Annotated in this window: 13 protein-coding genes; 7 read left to right on the forward strand and 6 right to left on the reverse strand. The window is 71.0% G+C overall.

All coding sequences use genetic code 11. The features are described from left to right. Window positions 1-741: 741 nt before the first annotated feature. Window positions 742-1,494 carry an SDR family NAD(P)-dependent oxidoreductase gene (locus ACFF45_RS24900; RefSeq protein ID WP_381348680.1) on the forward strand — a complete coding sequence of 251 codons (753 nt, stop codon included), beginning with the start codon at window positions 742-744 and terminating at the stop codon, window positions 1,492-1,494. Window positions 1,495-2,212: 718 nt separating this feature from the next. Here ACFF45_RS24900 and ACFF45_RS24905 read toward each other — a convergent pair. Beyond that, window positions 2,213-2,902 carry a GntR family transcriptional regulator gene (locus ACFF45_RS24905; protein ID WP_381348681.1) on the reverse strand — a complete coding sequence of 230 codons (690 nt, stop codon included), beginning with the start codon at window positions 2,900-2,902 and terminating at the stop codon, window positions 2,213-2,215. Between the two features lie 522 nt (window positions 2,903-3,424). Between ACFF45_RS24905 and ACFF45_RS24910 the strand changes: the two genes are divergently transcribed. The 6 genes from ACFF45_RS24910 to ACFF45_RS24935 all read left to right on the forward strand — a co-directional run bounded on the left by ACFF45_RS24910 (window position 3,425) and on the right by ACFF45_RS24935 (window position 10,355). Further along, window positions 3,425-5,062, forward strand: coding sequence for a bifunctional 3-(3-hydroxy-phenyl)propionate/3-hydroxycinnamic acid hydroxylase (locus ACFF45_RS24910; protein WP_381348682.1), 1,638 nt, complete (start codon window positions 3,425-3,427; stop codon window positions 5,060-5,062). A 522-nt stretch (window positions 5,063-5,584) separates the two neighbouring features. After that, complete coding sequence (locus ACFF45_RS24915; RefSeq protein WP_381348683.1) at window positions 5,585-6,928, forward strand: MFS transporter; 1,344 nt, start codon at window positions 5,585-5,587, stop codon at window positions 6,926-6,928. Window positions 6,929-7,014: 86 nt separating this feature from the next. Continuing rightward, window positions 7,015-7,602 (forward strand): nuclear transport factor 2 family protein, encoded by a 588-nt coding sequence (locus ACFF45_RS24920; RefSeq protein WP_381348684.1) that lies wholly within the window; start codon window positions 7,015-7,017, stop codon window positions 7,600-7,602. Window positions 7,603-7,715: 113 nt separating this feature from the next. Beyond that, complete coding sequence (locus tag ACFF45_RS24925; RefSeq protein WP_381348685.1) at window positions 7,716-8,603, forward strand: cyclase family protein; 888 nt, start codon at window positions 7,716-7,718, stop codon at window positions 8,601-8,603. Window positions 8,604-8,672: 69 nt separating this feature from the next. Continuing rightward, window positions 8,673-9,281, forward strand: a complete 609-nt coding sequence (locus ACFF45_RS24930) for a nuclear transport factor 2 family protein (protein ID WP_381348686.1) — start codon at window positions 8,673-8,675, stop codon at window positions 9,279-9,281. Between the two features lie 210 nt (window positions 9,282-9,491). Beyond that, window positions 9,492-10,355 (forward strand): phosphotransferase enzyme family protein, encoded by an 864-nt coding sequence (locus tag ACFF45_RS24935; RefSeq protein ID WP_381348687.1) that lies wholly within the window; start codon window positions 9,492-9,494, stop codon window positions 10,353-10,355. A gap of 295 nt (window positions 10,356-10,650) precedes the next feature. Here ACFF45_RS24935 and ACFF45_RS24940 read toward each other — a convergent pair whose 3' ends face one another. The 5 genes from ACFF45_RS24940 to hpt form a co-directional block, all read right to left on the reverse strand. Continuing rightward, window positions 10,651-12,099, reverse strand: a complete 1,449-nt coding sequence (locus ACFF45_RS24940) for an MFS transporter (RefSeq protein WP_381348688.1) — start codon at window positions 12,097-12,099, stop codon at window positions 10,651-10,653. After that, a complete protein-coding gene (locus ACFF45_RS24945; RefSeq protein ID WP_381348689.1) occupies window positions 12,096-12,773 on the reverse strand; it encodes an HAD family hydrolase in 678 nt (225 codons plus the stop codon). The genes ACFF45_RS24940 and ACFF45_RS24945 overlap by 4 nt, the downstream gene beginning before the upstream one ends. Next, window positions 12,770-13,261 carry a nucleotide triphosphate diphosphatase NUDT15 gene (locus tag ACFF45_RS24950; RefSeq protein WP_381348690.1) on the reverse strand — a complete coding sequence of 164 codons (492 nt, stop codon included), beginning with the start codon at window positions 13,259-13,261 and terminating at the stop codon, window positions 12,770-12,772. Before ACFF45_RS24950 ends, ACFF45_RS24945 begins: the two co-directional genes overlap by 4 nt. After that, complete coding sequence (locus tag ACFF45_RS24955) at window positions 13,258-14,526, reverse strand: FAD-binding protein (RefSeq protein WP_381348691.1); 1,269 nt, start codon at window positions 14,524-14,526, stop codon at window positions 13,258-13,260. Before ACFF45_RS24955 ends, ACFF45_RS24950 begins: the two co-directional genes overlap by 4 nt. Before the next feature lie 76 nt (window positions 14,527-14,602). Beyond that, complete coding sequence (hpt, locus tag ACFF45_RS24960; protein WP_381348692.1) at window positions 14,603-15,133, reverse strand: hypoxanthine phosphoribosyltransferase; 531 nt, start codon at window positions 15,131-15,133, stop codon at window positions 14,603-14,605. Window positions 15,134-15,147 lie beyond the last annotated feature (14 nt).

The following is a 15,147-nucleotide window of genomic DNA, read 5'->3' on the forward strand; positions in this document are numbered from 1 at the left end:
GTCCAGCGGCGTGGGCCGGCTCGGCGGACTCGCCTCCATCGAGGACTTCCTGGAGTACAAGCAGATCACCCAGGACTACGTGCCCGTCAGCCACTGACGTCCTGATCGTCCTGTGCGTCGTGGGGGCGGCACCGAACGAGCGGCGCCCCCACGACACCCCCATCCCCCACGACACACCCGTCCGGCACCACACCCCCGCCCGGCACAGCACCCCCGTCCGGCACGACACCCCCGTCCGGCACGACACCCCCGTCCGGCACAGCACACCCGTCCGGCACAGCACACCCGTCCGGCACAGCACCCCCGTCCGGCGCGACACCCCCGTCCGGCGCGGCACCCCGGTGCCGCGGCGGCCGTCCCCACCAGACGCCGGACGGCCGGACGGCCGGACGGCCGGACGGCCGGACACCACCCGCTGCCCGGTCGTCGCCGCCGCGGCACCGCCTCGCCGGCGCTCCCGCCCCAGCCGGCGGCACCCCCTGCCGAAGCCGTCCCGGCCCCCGCAGGGACGCGCTTCACCCAGCCCGGCGCCTCGGTCCAGCCCGGCATCCGTCACCGGAGCGGCCCGTCACGGCAGGGCGGCCGAACCACCGCTCTCCACCCCCTCCCCCCTCCCCTTCGTCTCCCCTCCCCTTCGTCTCCCCTCGCCTTCGTCTCCCCTCGCCTCCCCTCCCCTCGCCTCGCCTCGCTGACATGCGACGCGCCGGCAGCCGCACCGTCCACCCGATGAGGAGCACTTCCATGTCAAGCACGCTTTCCCACAGCGGCCGGGTGGCCGTCGTCACCGGTGCCGCCGGTGGCTTCGGCCACGCCATCTCCACCGAACTCGCCCGGCGCGGCGCCGACATCATCGCCGTCGACCTCAACCCGGCGGACCACACCGTCGCCGCGGTGGAGGAGGCCGGACGCAAGGCCGTCCAGCTCCAGGCGGACATCTCCGACCCCGCGCAGGTGGCGGCCATCACGCCCGAGATGCTGGGATTCGCCGGCCGGGTCGACATCCTCGTCAACAACGCCGGCATCTTCCCCTTCGAAAACCTCTTCGAACTCGACTTCGCCCGCTGGAAGCGGATCCAGGAGATCAACCTCGACTCGCAGTTCCTCATAACCAAGGCCGTCATCGGCTCCATGCGGGACAACGGATGGGGCCGGATCGTGAACCTGGCCTCCAACTCACTCGGCCTCGCCGTGCCGAACATGGTCCCCTACATGGCCAGCAAGGGCGCCGTCATCGGCTTCACCCGCGCCCTCGCCAGCGACCTGGCCCCGTACGGCATCACCGTCAACGCGATCTCCCCGACCGCCTCGCGCACCCCGGGCGGCGAGCATTTCATCGGTGAGGACACGCTGACGATGGTGGCCGGCATGCAGGCCATCAAGCGGGTCGGCACCGCCGCCGACATCGTCGGCGTCGCCTGCTTCCTGTCCAGCGAGGACAGCTCCTTCGTGACCGGCCAGACGATCGTCGCCGACGGCGGCCTGGTCCGCGTCTGACGGCGCGACGGCATGGGGACCGGCTCGGCACCGCCGAGCCGGTCCCCGTCGTGCTTCGGGCGGCTACAGGGTGCCCGTGGCGCTTCGGGCGGCCACAGAGTGCCCACGGCTCTCCGGGCGGCTACAGGGTGCCCACGGCTCTCCGGGCGGCCACAAAGTGCCCGCGGCGCCGGAGCCCGAAGCCGTCCGCCGCGCGGACGGGCGTCCCACACCGGGCCGACACGCTTCCCCGTCGCCTTCGCGGGGTTCCACCCGGCCGCTCCCCGTGCAACGGTGATGGACGCCTCCGGAGCGGTACCCGCAGCGCGGGAGGCGCCGGTGCGCCGACGTCGTCCCACCGGGAGTGCCGGCGTGGCGCGGGAGGGCGGGCGCCGGCCCGGCCGGCACGGCACGGCACGCGGCCCGTTCTGCGCCCATGTCATCGCCCTCGTCCACGTCAGGAACCCCGCCCGCGCGCGACCCGGTCGAGGACGCCGTGACGGACCACCGGGCATCCCCTGCTTCCCGGCACATCGAGTCCGCGACCGCGGTCGGGCCGCGTCTGCGGGCGGCCGGCCCGGCGGGCGGCGTGCCCGCGCCGGGCCGCCCGCCCGGCGTGGCGACGATCAGCGCGGAAGCCGGGCCCCGGGCGGCCTTCCCCTCGCCCGGGGCCCGGCGGCGAGCGTGGCGGCCGGCTCGGGCGTGCGCCGGGCAGGCGGCCGGAGAAGACCCGCGGACGTCAGTCCAGAAGCGAGGCGAGGCCCCGCAGGGCGATCTGCTCGTTGGTGTCCAGGTGGATCAGTGTGGCGTGAGCGGCACTGCCGGGATCGCGCTCCATCATCGAGGCGAGCAGGTGGGCGTGGGCGGCCTCGCGGCGCCGGGGCTCGTCCGGATCGCTGTCGCGGCTGCCGAAGGCCAGCCGTACGTACCGCTCGGCCGCGTGCCGGAGCGTGTCGAGGATGCGCAGGTCCCAGTCGGTGGCCGCGGGGCGCAGCAGGCCCAGGTGGAACTCGTGGTGGACCTCGTATATCTCGTCGAGTCCCAGCGTCGCGTCGCCGAAGACCGCCAGCTGCTCCGCGAGCCGGTCGTGGTCGCGCTTGGTCAGGAGCAGGGACGCCCGCCCGGCGATCTCCGGCTCGATCTGCCGGCGCATACGGTAGATGCCGCGCAGATCCTCGCGGCTGAGCGGCGCGACCGTCGCGCTCTTGCCACGGGTGGCGACGACCAGCCCCTGTCCCTCCAGTCGGCGCAGGGCCTCGCGCACCGGGACGACACTGACGCCGAGGTCGCCGGCGATTTCCCGGAGGGACAGCTCCTGAGCGGGGCGGAGGTCGCCGGCGAGGATCGACCGCCGCATCTCGTTCGTCACCTGATCGGCGACCGACAGGGGTTTCACGCGGCGCACGCCGACCGCGCTTACGTCAGCCATGATGGGCCCTCCCTCTGGGTTGTTTCCGCAGCATTCTCAAGAGGTGCTGTTATAACAGATAAAAGATCCGCCACCGTCGTCCGAAAGACATTTTACGAAGGCGACTCAATGGAGTTATCGCGCCGAAGTCACCGGCGCCCCGGACCGGCCGACCCACTGCCGCAGGGCCTTGATCAGCACGTTCGTCCGCGAAAAGCATGTTCCTGGTGGCCACCGTAGCGCCGGCCACCGGGCCGGACCTAGACACAACCCCATCTTAATTTTCTCTTCAACCCCCGTCCGTTATTACATGGGGCTTGCGCATTCTCCTGGTCAGATGGTGTGCTCTTCGTCGGCAAGCGCTCGTCCGGCGCCCCATTCCAGCCGTTTACCGCGCTTCGCCCGAACCCGGCTCGCTCTCATGAGGAGAGTCGCAGCAAGTGTGCCCTTAATGCCGGGTTCGACATGCCGGTATCTCGTTATCTGTGATCACACCTTCGATACCGGCCCTACACCACTCACTTCGAACGAAAGGTGAGCCGCATGTCCGCTCTGCACGACACCACCGTGGCGCTCCCTCCCGGCCTCACGGTGTGCGACGTGGCGATCGTCGGCTACGGTCCGGTCGGGATGACCTGCGCCGCCCTTCTGGCGCAGGCCGGGCTGGACGTCATCGTGGTCGAGCAGCACCCCCAGCGCTACGCGCACTCCCGGGCCGGCCATCTCGACGGCGAGACCATGCGCACCTTCCAGCGTCTCGGGATCGCCGAGCGGATCGAGCTCATAGCCCGCCCCATGCTCTGCTGGCAGCTGGTGACGGCCGAGCGGGAACAGCTGGCCACCATCCGGCTCGGTGAGAGCGGTTCGGGCTGGAAGGCGGACTACCTGTCCCATCAGCCCGAGCTGGAGGCCATCATCGACTCCCGCGTCCTGGAACTGGGCGGGCGCGTGATCATGGGGATGACGGCGGAGCAGGTGAGCCAGGACGCCGACGGAGTGCGGCTGACCGTCCGGCCCACCGCCGACCCGGAGGCCGGGACGCGCACGATCCAGGCCTCCTACCTCATCGGCGCCGACGGCGCGCGCAGCTTCGTCCGCACCACCCTGGGGATCAGGCGTGAGGACCTGGGCTTCTCCGCGAACGACGAGTTGGTGATCGACTTCGAACACCACGACCCCGACCGTGACCTGCCGCAACTGCCCGACGTGTACCAGGTCCTCGATCCCGCCCGTCCCCAGCTCGCGGGCCGGTGGAGCGGCGGCCGCTGGTCGCGCTGGGAGTTCCACGCCGTCGGTGACGAGACCCGCGAGGACCTGGACAACGAGGAGACCTGCTGGAAGCTGCTCGCCACCTGGGGGATCACCCCGGAGCACGGGCGGATCGACCGGCGCGCGGTCTACCGGTTCGAAAGCACCCTCGCCGACCGCTGGCGGATCGGGCGCGTCTTCCTCATGGGCGACGCCGCGCACACGATGCCGCCCTTCATGGGCCAGGGCATGCTCTCCGGCGTCCGGGACGCGGTGAACCTGTCCTGGAAGCTGGCCGCCGTCTTCGCCGGTGAGGCCGAGGAGACGCTGCTGGACACCTACCAGGCCGAACGGGCGCCGCATGTGCGCGCGCTCATCGACGCCTCCGTGGCGGTCGCGGAGACCGCCCTCCTCACCGATCCGGAGCGGGCTCGGCTCCGGGACGACGCCCTCCGCAGGGGCGAACTGCCCACGCCACCGCGCTTCCCCCGGCTCGGTGCCGGCATCGTCCGCCCCGAGACGGCGGAGGGGGCGGTCGAGTCGGACGGCCGGCCCTCGCCCCAGGCCCGGGTCGCGTTCGGTACCCGCGTCGACCGGCTCGACCAGTTCCTCACGCCCGGCTGGACCCTGGTGTCGCGGCACGCGGTCCCCGAAGAGCTCTTCGACGCGCGGCAGCGGCGCCTGCTCGAAGAACTGGACGTCACGTTCGTCCACGTCACCCCGGGGGACGTACCCGACGCCTACCTGGACATCGACGGCGAGTACGACCTCTGGTTCCGCCAGAACGGACAGAAGGCGTTCCTCCAGCGCCCCGACGGATACGTCTTCGGCGGCGTACCCTCGGTCGACCAGGTGCCCGCCCTCCTGGACCTGCTGGTCGACCGGCTGGTCGAGCACGGCTGGTCCAAGCCGCAGCTCGGCGTCGCGGCCTGACGCCGCAGGGGTCCGTACCGACGTCCCGGCCCACCCGGCGGCGGGACTCTCTCCACCCCGGCTCACCCGCCCCGTCCTCGGGGGCATGACGCCCCTCTCCCGCACCCGGTCCGCACCCGCCGGCCCGACGCGCCTCCAAGAACGCCACACCCGAACGGCGCCACCCGCCCGGGGGCGGACAGGACCTCCCCGGCACGGCCGACACCGCCGAGCCCGTCGTCATCACCGCTCCGCCCGGGCCGCCATGCGGCCCCCGTCCGCCGGACTCGCACCACACCGCGAGACCGCCACCCCGGGAAAGACAGACCCCTCGGCGCGCTTCAGGGCCGATGTCCCCGCGAACCCGGCGGTTCCGGCCCTGCGAGACCCCCGCGGACGCCGCCCACCCCCGGCAACCGCACCGGGACCGACGTCCCACCCGTCACACGGCCACAGCACACGTGGTGCCGTGCCGCGTCACCTGCTCCCTTCTCCACACTCCCTCGCTGTCCCCAGCCGTCCCGTGCTCGATGAGGAGTACAGATGCATCCGTCGAAACACCGCAGCCCCTGGCTGGTCGTCATCGGTTCCGGTCTCGCCCAGACCGTGGCCTTCGGCCCGCTGCTGCTCAACACCTTCGGCCTTTTCCTGCTGCCCATCACCGACGAGACCGGCTGGAGCCGGTCCACGGCATCGATCGCGTTCACCTGCGCCGCCGTCGGCATCGCGTCGGGCACCCCGCTCGCCGGCCGGTTGCTCGACCGCTTCGCGTTCCGCCTCGTCCTCATCCCCGCCTGGATCCTGTACGCCGTCGCGGTCGCGTCCATCGCCGTCGTACCCCGCGATGTGCCGGTGTTCTACCTGCCGTTCTTCTTGGCGGGCTTCTTCGCCGGCGGCACCTGGCTGCCCCTCACCAAGGTGGTGCTGGGCTGGTTCGACAACAAGCGGGGAACGGCCATCGGGCTGATGGCGGCGATCGGTGCCGTGGGCACCGTCCTGACCCCCATCCTGGCGCGTTTCCTGATCGACGCGGTCGGCTGGCGGCAGGCGTACGCCTGGATGGCCCTGGTGGCCGTGGCCGTCTCCCTGACGATGATCCTCACCCTGGTACGGGTCCGAGGCGAACGCAGCGTCCGCGGCCGTCTGGTTCGCGATCCCGCCGACGCACAGCGGCAGGGAAGCCTCTCCCTGCCCGGCCTCAGCGTGCGGGAGGCACTCGCCGGCCGTCACTTCTGGATGATCGCCGTGGTCCTCTGCGTCAGCGGGATGGCCGTGATCGGCATCCAGGTGAACGTCGCGCCCATGATGACGGACGAGGGCCTCACCGACGGCCAGGTCACCTCCCTGCTGAGCATCTACGCGCTGGCCTCGCTGGCCGGCAGGATCGGCACGGGCGTCCTGCTCGACCGTGTCCAGGCCAGGTACCTGGCCGCCGTCGTGCTGCTCACCCCGGTGGCCGGCATGTTCCTCCTCCAGCCGTCCTTCGCCAGCTCGGCGGTCGGCATGGCTCTGGTCGGAGTGGCCTTCGGTATGGAGATCGACCTGCTGGCGTTCCTCGTCAGCCGCTATCTGGGGATGCGCTGGTTCGGCAGCCTGCTGGGCATGGTCCACTGCGCCGTCCTGCTCTCCTCCGCCTTCGGTCCTCTGATCATCGAAGTCGGCCGCGAGGCGGTCGGGGACTACCGCGCCCTGTTCCCCTACCTCTCCGCCGCGTTGGTGCTGTGCTCGGTGACGGCACTGTGCCTCGGCCCGTACCGCTATCCCGCCATCGACGGCTTCGACCAGGCCGCGGCCGCGGAGGCGCCGGTCCCCGCGCCGCCGGCCGACACCCCTCAGGACCAGCCCGCTCCCGTCTCCGCGCCTTCGCCCGGAGCCGACTCCCGGTGACCTGTGAGCCGCGGCCCCCCACCGGCCGCGGCGACGCCGCGCGGGATCCCGCCCGCGCGGCGGCACGAAAGGAATTCCCCGCCCCGATGAACGCCGTCAGCGACATCACCCAGCTCGTGCTCAAGGAACGCCAGGGCCGCGACCGCGGCTGGTGGCAGCAGATGCACGACTCCTTCCACCCGGACTCGACCGTCACACTGAGCTGGTTCGACGGCACCGGGCCCGAGTTCACCGCCCGCTCGAAGGACATGTACGACAGCGGCCTGCGTCCCCTGCACCGCCTGCGCCCGCCGGTCGTGCACGTGGACGGGAACCGTGCCGTCGTGGAGCTGCCCGCCGCCGTCTCCGCGAACTTCCTGATCGACGGGGTCGAAGCGCAGGTGGTCTCGCACGCCCGGCTGCTGTACCGGGCGGAGGACCGCGGCACCGGCTGGCGCATCCAGTCCCTGGACTCCGTCTACGAGCAGGACACGCTCGCCCCGGTCGTGCCCGGCACCACTCTGGTCATCGACCAGGACCTCCTGGCGACGTTCCGCAAGCCCTACCGCTTCCTGGCCTACCACATCACACTGGACCAGCGGGACGTCCGCGACGACCTCTACGCCGACGACCGGCCGGACGAGGTCGACGCCCTCTACCGGCGTCTGTTCACCTGGCTGCGCGCCCCCCGCTGACTCCCCCGGCCCCGGCCGGTCCGCCGGGCGGCCGCTCCCCGACGGCCTGCGTGACCTACTCGACCACTCGATCACTCGATCACTCGGCCTACTCGACGAAAAGACGACAGCAGATGGCGACCAGCGAGAACCCGCCCGATTCCCTCCCGACCAACTGGGGCCGGTGGGGCGAGAACGACGAGAAGGGAACGTTGCACCACATCACGGCCGCGGCACGCCTCCGCGGTGTGACCGAAGCCCGCGAGGGCAGGGTCGTCCCCCTGGGCCGCCCGGTGTCCCCCGTCCTGCTGTCCGGAGGCGGTCCCACCGCGCACGGCTCGGCCGCCATGCCGTCGCCGGTCCTCCAGGTGGTGAACACCGGTGTGCCGGCCAAGGCCGTCACCGACGTCCTGGTGCTCAACACCCACCACGTCGGCATGACACACATCGACGCGGTCGCGCACATCCCGTTCGACGGCCATGTCTATCCGGGAGTGCCGCTGGCCGAGGCGGTGGCGGGCGGAACCGTCCGGCACGGTGGCACCGGCGCGTTCACCGACGGGATCCTGACGCGCGGGGTCCTGCTCGACCTGGCGCCGGGCGACCGGCTCTCCCCGGGTCACCAGGTGACCGGGCGCGACCTGACGGACGCCGAGACCCGGGCCGGTGTCCGCGTCGAGCCGGGGGACGCCCTGGTGGTCCGCGCGGGCTGGTCACAGCTCAATGATCCCAGCGGGTCGTTGCCCGCCGTCTCCCTGGACGCCGTCGCATGGATGGCGGAGCGGGAGGTGGGCCTGTACGCCGGAGACATCGGCGACCGCCCGCCCGCGCCGGGCACGCCGCTTCCCCTTCACCAGGTGGCACTCGCACGACTCGGCATGCCGATCATCGACTGCGCGGAGGTCACCGACCTGGCCGACACCTGTCGGCGACTCGGCCGCTTCTCCTTCCTGTTCGTGGCCGCGGTACCGGCCATCCAGGGGGCGAGCGGGCTGCCCGTCAACCCGCTGGCCGTCTTCTGAGGCGCCGGAACACCGGACGGCGCTGTCACACCCAGCTTTCGAGAACCTCCCCGAAGAAAGGCCAGAACGATGCAGCAGTCACCCGTCGCGGCTCACGCCGACGATGCCGCCCTCGTCTCCCAGATCGTGCTGCTGGAGCGGCAGGGCCGTGACCGCGGATGGTGGGACCAGATGACCGACGCCTTCTGGCCTGACTCGGTCGTGCAGCTCAGCGCCTATCACGGTGACGGACCGGGATTCGTGGCGCACTCCCGGCGCCTGTTCGGGCGCGGCAGCCGACCGGTGCACCAGATGTTCGCGCCCGCCGTGCGGGTGCGCGGTGACAGGGCCCACGTCGAGGTGGGCACCATGGCCTGGTCGACCATGGACGTCGACGGCGTACGGGCCAACTTCCACACGTTCATGCGGCTCAACTACCGGTGCGAACGCCGCGCCGGCGAGTGGCGCATCCTCCGCCTGGACGTCGTCTACCAGTCCTCCTCGATCTCCCCGGCCGCCCCCGGCACACCGCTCGTGATCCCCGCCGGGGAACTGGCCCCGTACCGGCCCTCCTACGACGTGCTGGCCTGGCACCTGGCCCACCTCGGCGTCCCGGTCAGCGACGACGAACTCGGCGACGACCGTCCGGAGGAGCTCGACACCTTCTACGACGAGACCAACCGGTGGTTGAACGGCTGAGTCCGTACCGGGGTGACGGCGGCTCCCGGCGCCCTCCCGCCCGTTCCGGTCCGCCGAGGACGTCCGGGACCGCCGGGAGGGTTCCGTGGACCACCGCGCACGGCGTCCCCGACCTGTGCGAATGCGACACTGGCCGGCGAACGGCGGGAACGCGGCACCGCGCGGGGTGCGGTGCGCGGACCCCTGGGCGACGGACCACGGAGGCGAAGGATGGACGAGGCACGGGCGCGCGACGTACTGGCCGCGGCGGGGGTGCTGTCCGGTCCGGCACGGGACGCGCGGCTCCTCGCCCTGGGCGAGAACGCGGTGTTCGCCGCCGGTGACCTGGTCGTGAAGGTGGGCCGCGACGCCGAACTCCTCGACCGGGCGCGCCGGGAGCTGGCCGTCGCGCTGTGGCTGGCGGACACCGGCGTGCCCGCGGTCCGCGCGGCCGGGCCGGACGCCCTGCTCGTCGAGGGGCACCCGGTGACCGTCTGGCACCGGCTGCCCGATCCCGTACGGCCCGCCGAGCCGCGGGATCTGGCCGGACTGCTGCGGCTCGTCCACGCACTGCCCTCCCCCTCCTTCGACCTGCCGTCCCGCGATCTGCTGGGCGGTGTGGAACGCTGGCTGCGGCTCGCCGGCGACGCGATCGACCCCGCGGACGCGGCGTATCTGCGCGAGCGGCGTGACGGGTTCACGTCGGCCGCCGCCGCGCTCACCCCGCATCTGACGCCCGGACCGGTCCACGGCGACGCGCTGCCCCGCAATGTGCACGTCGGCCCCGACGGGCCGGTCCTGGTCGACCTGGAGACCTTCGCCACCGACCTGCGCGAGCACGACCTGGTGGTGCTCGCCCTCTCCCGCGACCGCTACGGGCTGCCCGCCGAGGCCTACGACTCCTTCACCGAGGCCTACGGCTGGGACGTGCGCGCATGGAAGGGGTGTGCGGTGCTGCGCGGGGCGCGCGAGACGGCCAGTTGCGCCTGGGTTGCCCAGCACGCGCCGGGCAATCCCCGGGCGCTGGCCGAGTTCGAGCGCCGCGTCGCCTCGCTGCGGGACGGGGACCCGGCCGTGCGCTGGTATCCGTTCTGAGCCGCGCTGAGCCGCGATGGAGGGCAGCCGGAGTACGCCGGAAACAGGCAACAGGACCACAGGGCGCGTGATCTGACGCTTTGATCGTGCTCACCCCGCGCAGGGGTAAGACCCGTCGGCAGTCCGCGCTGGGCCTGGAGGCGGGGATCCTCAAGCGGCTGCCGGAGTGGAGCCCGCTGGACGTGCTCGCCCGGACCGCGTACTGGATCCAGTGGTGGCGGCGAAGTACATGCACGTCGACCCGCTGTTCGGCGACCCTGAGACGAGAACCTCTGTTGGTGCGCCGATCCCAGGGTCAGTGGATGTGTTGCGTAGGCGTCGCGGTGTGTTGTGTCCTGGTCATGGCCTTGTTCGTACGGTCCTTCCCCGGGAGCAGAAGCAGGAGGCAGCCGAGCAGCGATGCGGCGGCGAAAGCGAAGCACCCCCATAGGCTGTACGGGCCGGTCCAGAAGGTGCCGGGGGCGGTGCTCTGGATGCCCGTCACTGCTGCGACTCCGATGGCCCCGCCTGCCTGTTGGCAGGTGACCAGGAAGCCGGACGCGGTGCCCTGGTCGTCGAGGGATGCGGCCGCGCTGGCGAGCATGACCGCTGCCGGGTAGGCGATGGCGATGCCCGTGCCGACCAGCAGGGCCGCGGGCAGCAGATGTGTGGTGTAGCCGCCTTGCTCCACGGTGGTGTACATCAGCTGCCCGGCGGTGATGACGGTGAGTCCGGCAAGCAGTAGCCGAGGCGCGGGTCTGCGGTTGGCCATGCGGGCAGCCGGCGTGGAGAGAAGGCCCACGGCGAGTCCCTGCGGCAGGAAGGCCAGTCCGGCTGTCAGCGCGGAGTATCCCTGCTGCTCCTGCAGATCGGTTGCCACCAGGAACATGGCACCTGTGATTGCCGCGAAGGCACCTGCGAGCGCGAGACATGCCGCTGCCATACGGCGGTTGGTGACGAGAGAGAGTGGCAGCAGCGGCACAGTGGCCTTGGCCTGGAGTAGGAGGAACGTGAGGATCCCCGCCGATCCCACGGCTGCGATCAGCGCGATCTCGGCGAGGGAGCCGGTGCCGACGCGCCCCACGGCGTACACGACGGCGATGAGCCCGCCGGTGACCAGCAGGGCGGGCAGCCAGGGGATACGGTTCCTCGGCGTTCCTGTGTCGCTCTCGCGTTCGAGTACACGCCCGCCGGTGATCAGAACCACCAGGCTCAAGGGGACGTAGAGGAGGAAGGCCCCGCGCCAGCCGACTCCTTGGGTCAGGAGGCCGCCGATGACGACGCCCAGCGAGAAGCCCGCCGCGCCCATGGCGCTGAAGACTCCGAGCGCTCGGTTGCGCGCGGCTCCTTCCGGGAACCCTCGGACGATCAGGGCGACAGCCGCGGGTGCGGTGATCGCGGCGCCGACTCCCTGGATCGCCCGGGCCGTGATGAGCAGGACCGCCTCTTGGGACAGTGCCGCGCCGAGCGACCCGGCGCCGAAGATTCCCACGCCGGTCAGGAACATCCGCCGGTGTCCCCACTGGTCCGCGCATTTGCCTCCGACCAGGAGCAGTGCCGCGTACATGGTGAGAAACGAACTCGCGACCAGCTGGAGTTGGTCGGGGCGCAGGTCGAGTGCGTGCTGGATACCGGCCAGCTGCACATTGATACTGGACAGGCTCATCCCCTCGAAGAGGATGGCGGTGCACAGCACCAGCAGTTTGGTCCATGCGTGCCCGTCGAACCGGAAGTCGTCCGTGGCTGCCTGAGAAGTGGTCGTCACTGACGCTCCTTGGAGTCGAGGGAGGACGCTCCGCCGCGCTCGGGTGACTGAGCCCGGGCGATCCAGTAGGCCCTCCGCAGATCGTCACCGTCGTACTGATAGCGGGCGAGTCTGCGAAGGGCGTCATCGGCGTTCACGGCCACGGTGTGTTTCAGCTCCCGGAACAGGGGGATGTCCGACCCGGAGTCTCCATAGGCGGTGCAGGAGTCCCGGCCGAGCCCCAGCGCCGTACGGACTCGGTCCACGGCCGTGACCTTGTCCGCGGGCGTGAGAATCCCCTTGGGATCGAGCGCGGTGCGAAACGGCAGTGAAGGAAAGCCGGAGGCCACCACCTCGTCGACGCCGTAAGCCCTCAGCCGGTCCGCGAAGAAGTCCGGGGACATGGTCACCACGATCGACCGCTCACCGCGTCGGCGGATGTCCGCAAGTACCTCCCGCAGTCCGCCGATCCAGGGCGCCTGTGCGAAGACGTCCGCCGCGAGCTCGGGGGTCAGCTCCCGCCACAATCGGCAGATCTCCGCCGCGAAACCACGGGTATCGACTGCGCCGAGTGCGAAGTCCGCCTCCAGCCGGATCAGGTCGGGCAGACAGCCCAGACGGCGTGCTATTTCCAGGCTCGCCGTGGTGCCACGCAGCAAGGTGCCGTCCATGTCGAAGACGTGGAGGCGGCTCATTGTCCTTCCCCCAGAAGGGTCACGGCGTCTGCCGTGGCATACACCGTCCATCCGTCGGGTACGGGCTTCGCCTGCCAGGCGGCGAGCAGAGCCGCGCTCGCGGGGAACAGCGGCACGGGAAGCTCCTCGGGCCGGGCCCACACCCAGCGGTCGAAGACCTCGGGCTCTGGGGTGGCCGCCACGGCACCCACGTCCGCCGACCGCGCCACCACACCTGCGGTCACCTGGGTCCGGTCCGCGTCAGTGTGGAGCACGACGGCGAACACCCGCGCCCCTGTGACCTCCCGGATGCCGCTCTCCTCGGCGATCTCCCGTAGGGCGGCGGTCTCGAAAGCCTCGCCCGCCTCGACATGCCCACCGGGCAGGCACCAGGACGCGGTCTCTCCTGGCTTGATCCGGTGGCCCATCAGCACGGCGCCGTCGGACCGCACCACGATGGCCCCGACACCAACCACCGGCTCACGGCGCTTCATGGGCGTGCCCGTCATCGCAGCGCTTCCAGTTCCAGCAGCGCGGAGCCGGCCGCATAATGGCCGCTGATCATTGCCGCGACTATGCCGCGGAACAGCCCGCACGCGTCACCGGCCACCCAGGCGGGGGTGTCGAGAAGCCGGAGGTCACCGTCCACCTTCGGATACCAGCCGACGCCTTCCAGGGTGGGGCCGATCAGCTGTGTGCCGTTGTCCCTGATGGCGGGGTACGCAGCCGCGAGCCGGGACAGACCACGCACCATGATCTCGCGCAGCTCCGGCCCATAGACACCGTCGAAGGCGGCAACCGTTTCCGGCTCGCCGTCCAGGAGTGCGTCCAGGGACAAGTTGAAGTAGGACTCCTCCTTGGCCATCGCGGCGAGCGCGAGTGCCATGGCCCGTGCCGCCACCGCCTCATCCAGGATGCGGGTGTTGAAGCCCACGTTGGACCGGCCAGTTGACGGGCAGTCCGAGCGGCCGGACACGGTCCACAAACCCTGGGTCTCGGTCAGTGCCGCCTCGCCGTCACGGCAGGCGCAGAACGTACGCCACTCCACACTGCCGTCCTGCTCGCGGAATCGCAGCTTCGGGTCGAGTTGCTTCATGTCTTTGAAGAATGCCTTGTCGGCCGGCTGCTCGATACGGAACCCGACCTCCAGGCGGCGGAACGACCGCTCCTTCGTGAGGGTGCGCAGGCCCAGGGGGCCGAATCTGCCGCTGGCCAGGACGAGACGCCGGGCGAGCACCTGCGATTCCTGTCCCTTGGAGTCGCACAGCGTCAGCCGGAACACATCGGTGGCGGGCTCGTGCTCGGCCCTCAGTACCTCGGTCTCGCTGAGTACCGTGGCGTCCGTGGCGGCGACCATGTCGGCGGTGAGCCGCAGGCGTGCCTCCAACGAGAGGTAGTCCGAGGGGTATTCCTTGAGGATCCACTCACCGCTGCCCACCGTGTAGGCCGTGGGATCGGACGGGAACGGAGGGGTGTCCAGGCCGTAGGAGCCGAGCAGTTCGCAGGTCCAGTCGTATGCGGCCCGCAGATCGGCGGGACGGGGCAGTGTCCATAATTCGCTGGCCGAGGGGAAGAACGAGAACTTGCCGTCCGAGAAGAGCCCGGCCCCGCCATGCCCACGCGTCATATCGACCGCGGCATGCCGGTCTCGCTCGGCGACGGGTTTTCCCCCGTCGACGAGCGCGATGCTGTAGGGCGATCCAGCTAGCCGCTGGGCGGCGGCGAGTCCGGCGGGACCGGCACCGATAATGACGAGGTCGAAGGTGCTCATCATGCTCACTCCAAGCAGGCAGGACTGGTCACTGCCGGGCAGGTTGAGCGCCGGGCAGCGTCTTTGATGTAGAGGTCTTTCAGGAGGAAGACGCCGACAGCGCGGCTGAGGGAAGACGCACCTCGTGGATGTCGCCGAGGTTGCGGTGCCGCTCGGCGTAGTCGATGCCGTAGCCCGCGACCCAGTGCTCGGTGATGTCGAACCCGACGTACCGGGGCTCCACCGGCTTCGCGACGGCATGCGGCTTGCGCAGCAGCACGCAACAGTTCACCGAGGCGGGAGCCCGCTCCCGCAACCGTGCCATGAGCCACGACAGCGTGGTGCCGGTGTCCAGGATGTCCTCGACGATCAGGACGTCGCGTCCGGTCAGTTCTTCGCCGATGTCCTTGAGCAGCCGGGGCGTTCCCGCTGTGCTGCCCCGCCCGTATGTGGATACTGCGGCCCAGTCCATGACGACCGGCAGGTCTATGGCCCGAGCCAGGTCGACCGTGAAGGTAGCCGCCCCCTTGAGCACGCCGATGATCACAAGGTCCCGGCCTTGGTAGTCCCGGGTGATCTCGGTGCCGAGTCGCCGGACACGATTCGCTATCTGCTGGCTCGTTAATATCACGCGAGTGAGTTCCC

This window comes from Streptomyces cinereospinus, from assembly GCF_042430725.1.
Classification (GTDB): Bacteria; Actinomycetota; Actinomycetes; order Streptomycetales; family Streptomycetaceae; genus Streptomyces; species Streptomyces cinereospinus.

Bases quoted from the DNA above. Each gene is read 5' to 3' on its own strand.
- ACFF45_RS24900 (WP_381348680.1), top strand. From the start codon at position 742: ATGTCAAGCACGCTTTCCCACAGCGGCCGGGTGGCCGTCGTCACCGGT.
- ACFF45_RS24905 (WP_381348681.1), bottom strand. From the start codon at position 2,902: ATGGCTGACGTAAGCGCGGTCGGCGTGCGCCGCGTGAAACCCCTGTCG.
- ACFF45_RS24910 (WP_381348682.1), top strand. From the start codon at position 3,425: ATGTCCGCTCTGCACGACACCACCGTGGCGCTCCCTCCCGGCCTCACG.
- ACFF45_RS24915 (WP_381348683.1), top strand. From the start codon at position 5,585: ATGCATCCGTCGAAACACCGCAGCCCCTGGCTGGTCGTCATCGGTTCC.
- ACFF45_RS24920 (WP_381348684.1), top strand. From the start codon at position 7,015: ATGAACGCCGTCAGCGACATCACCCAGCTCGTGCTCAAGGAACGCCAG.
- ACFF45_RS24925 (WP_381348685.1), top strand. From the start codon at position 7,716: ATGGCGACCAGCGAGAACCCGCCCGATTCCCTCCCGACCAACTGGGGC.
- ACFF45_RS24930 (WP_381348686.1), top strand. From the start codon at position 8,673: ATGCAGCAGTCACCCGTCGCGGCTCACGCCGACGATGCCGCCCTCGTC.
- ACFF45_RS24935 (WP_381348687.1), top strand. From the start codon at position 9,492: ATGGACGAGGCACGGGCGCGCGACGTACTGGCCGCGGCGGGGGTGCTG.
- ACFF45_RS24945 (WP_381348689.1), bottom strand. From the start codon at position 12,773: ATGAGCCGCCTCCACGTCTTCGACATGGACGGCACCTTGCTGCGTGGC.
- ACFF45_RS24950 (WP_381348690.1), bottom strand. From the start codon at position 13,261: ATGACGGGCACGCCCATGAAGCGCCGTGAGCCGGTGGTTGGTGTCGGG.
- ACFF45_RS24955 (WP_381348691.1), bottom strand. From the start codon at position 14,526: ATGATGAGCACCTTCGACCTCGTCATTATCGGTGCCGGTCCCGCCGGA.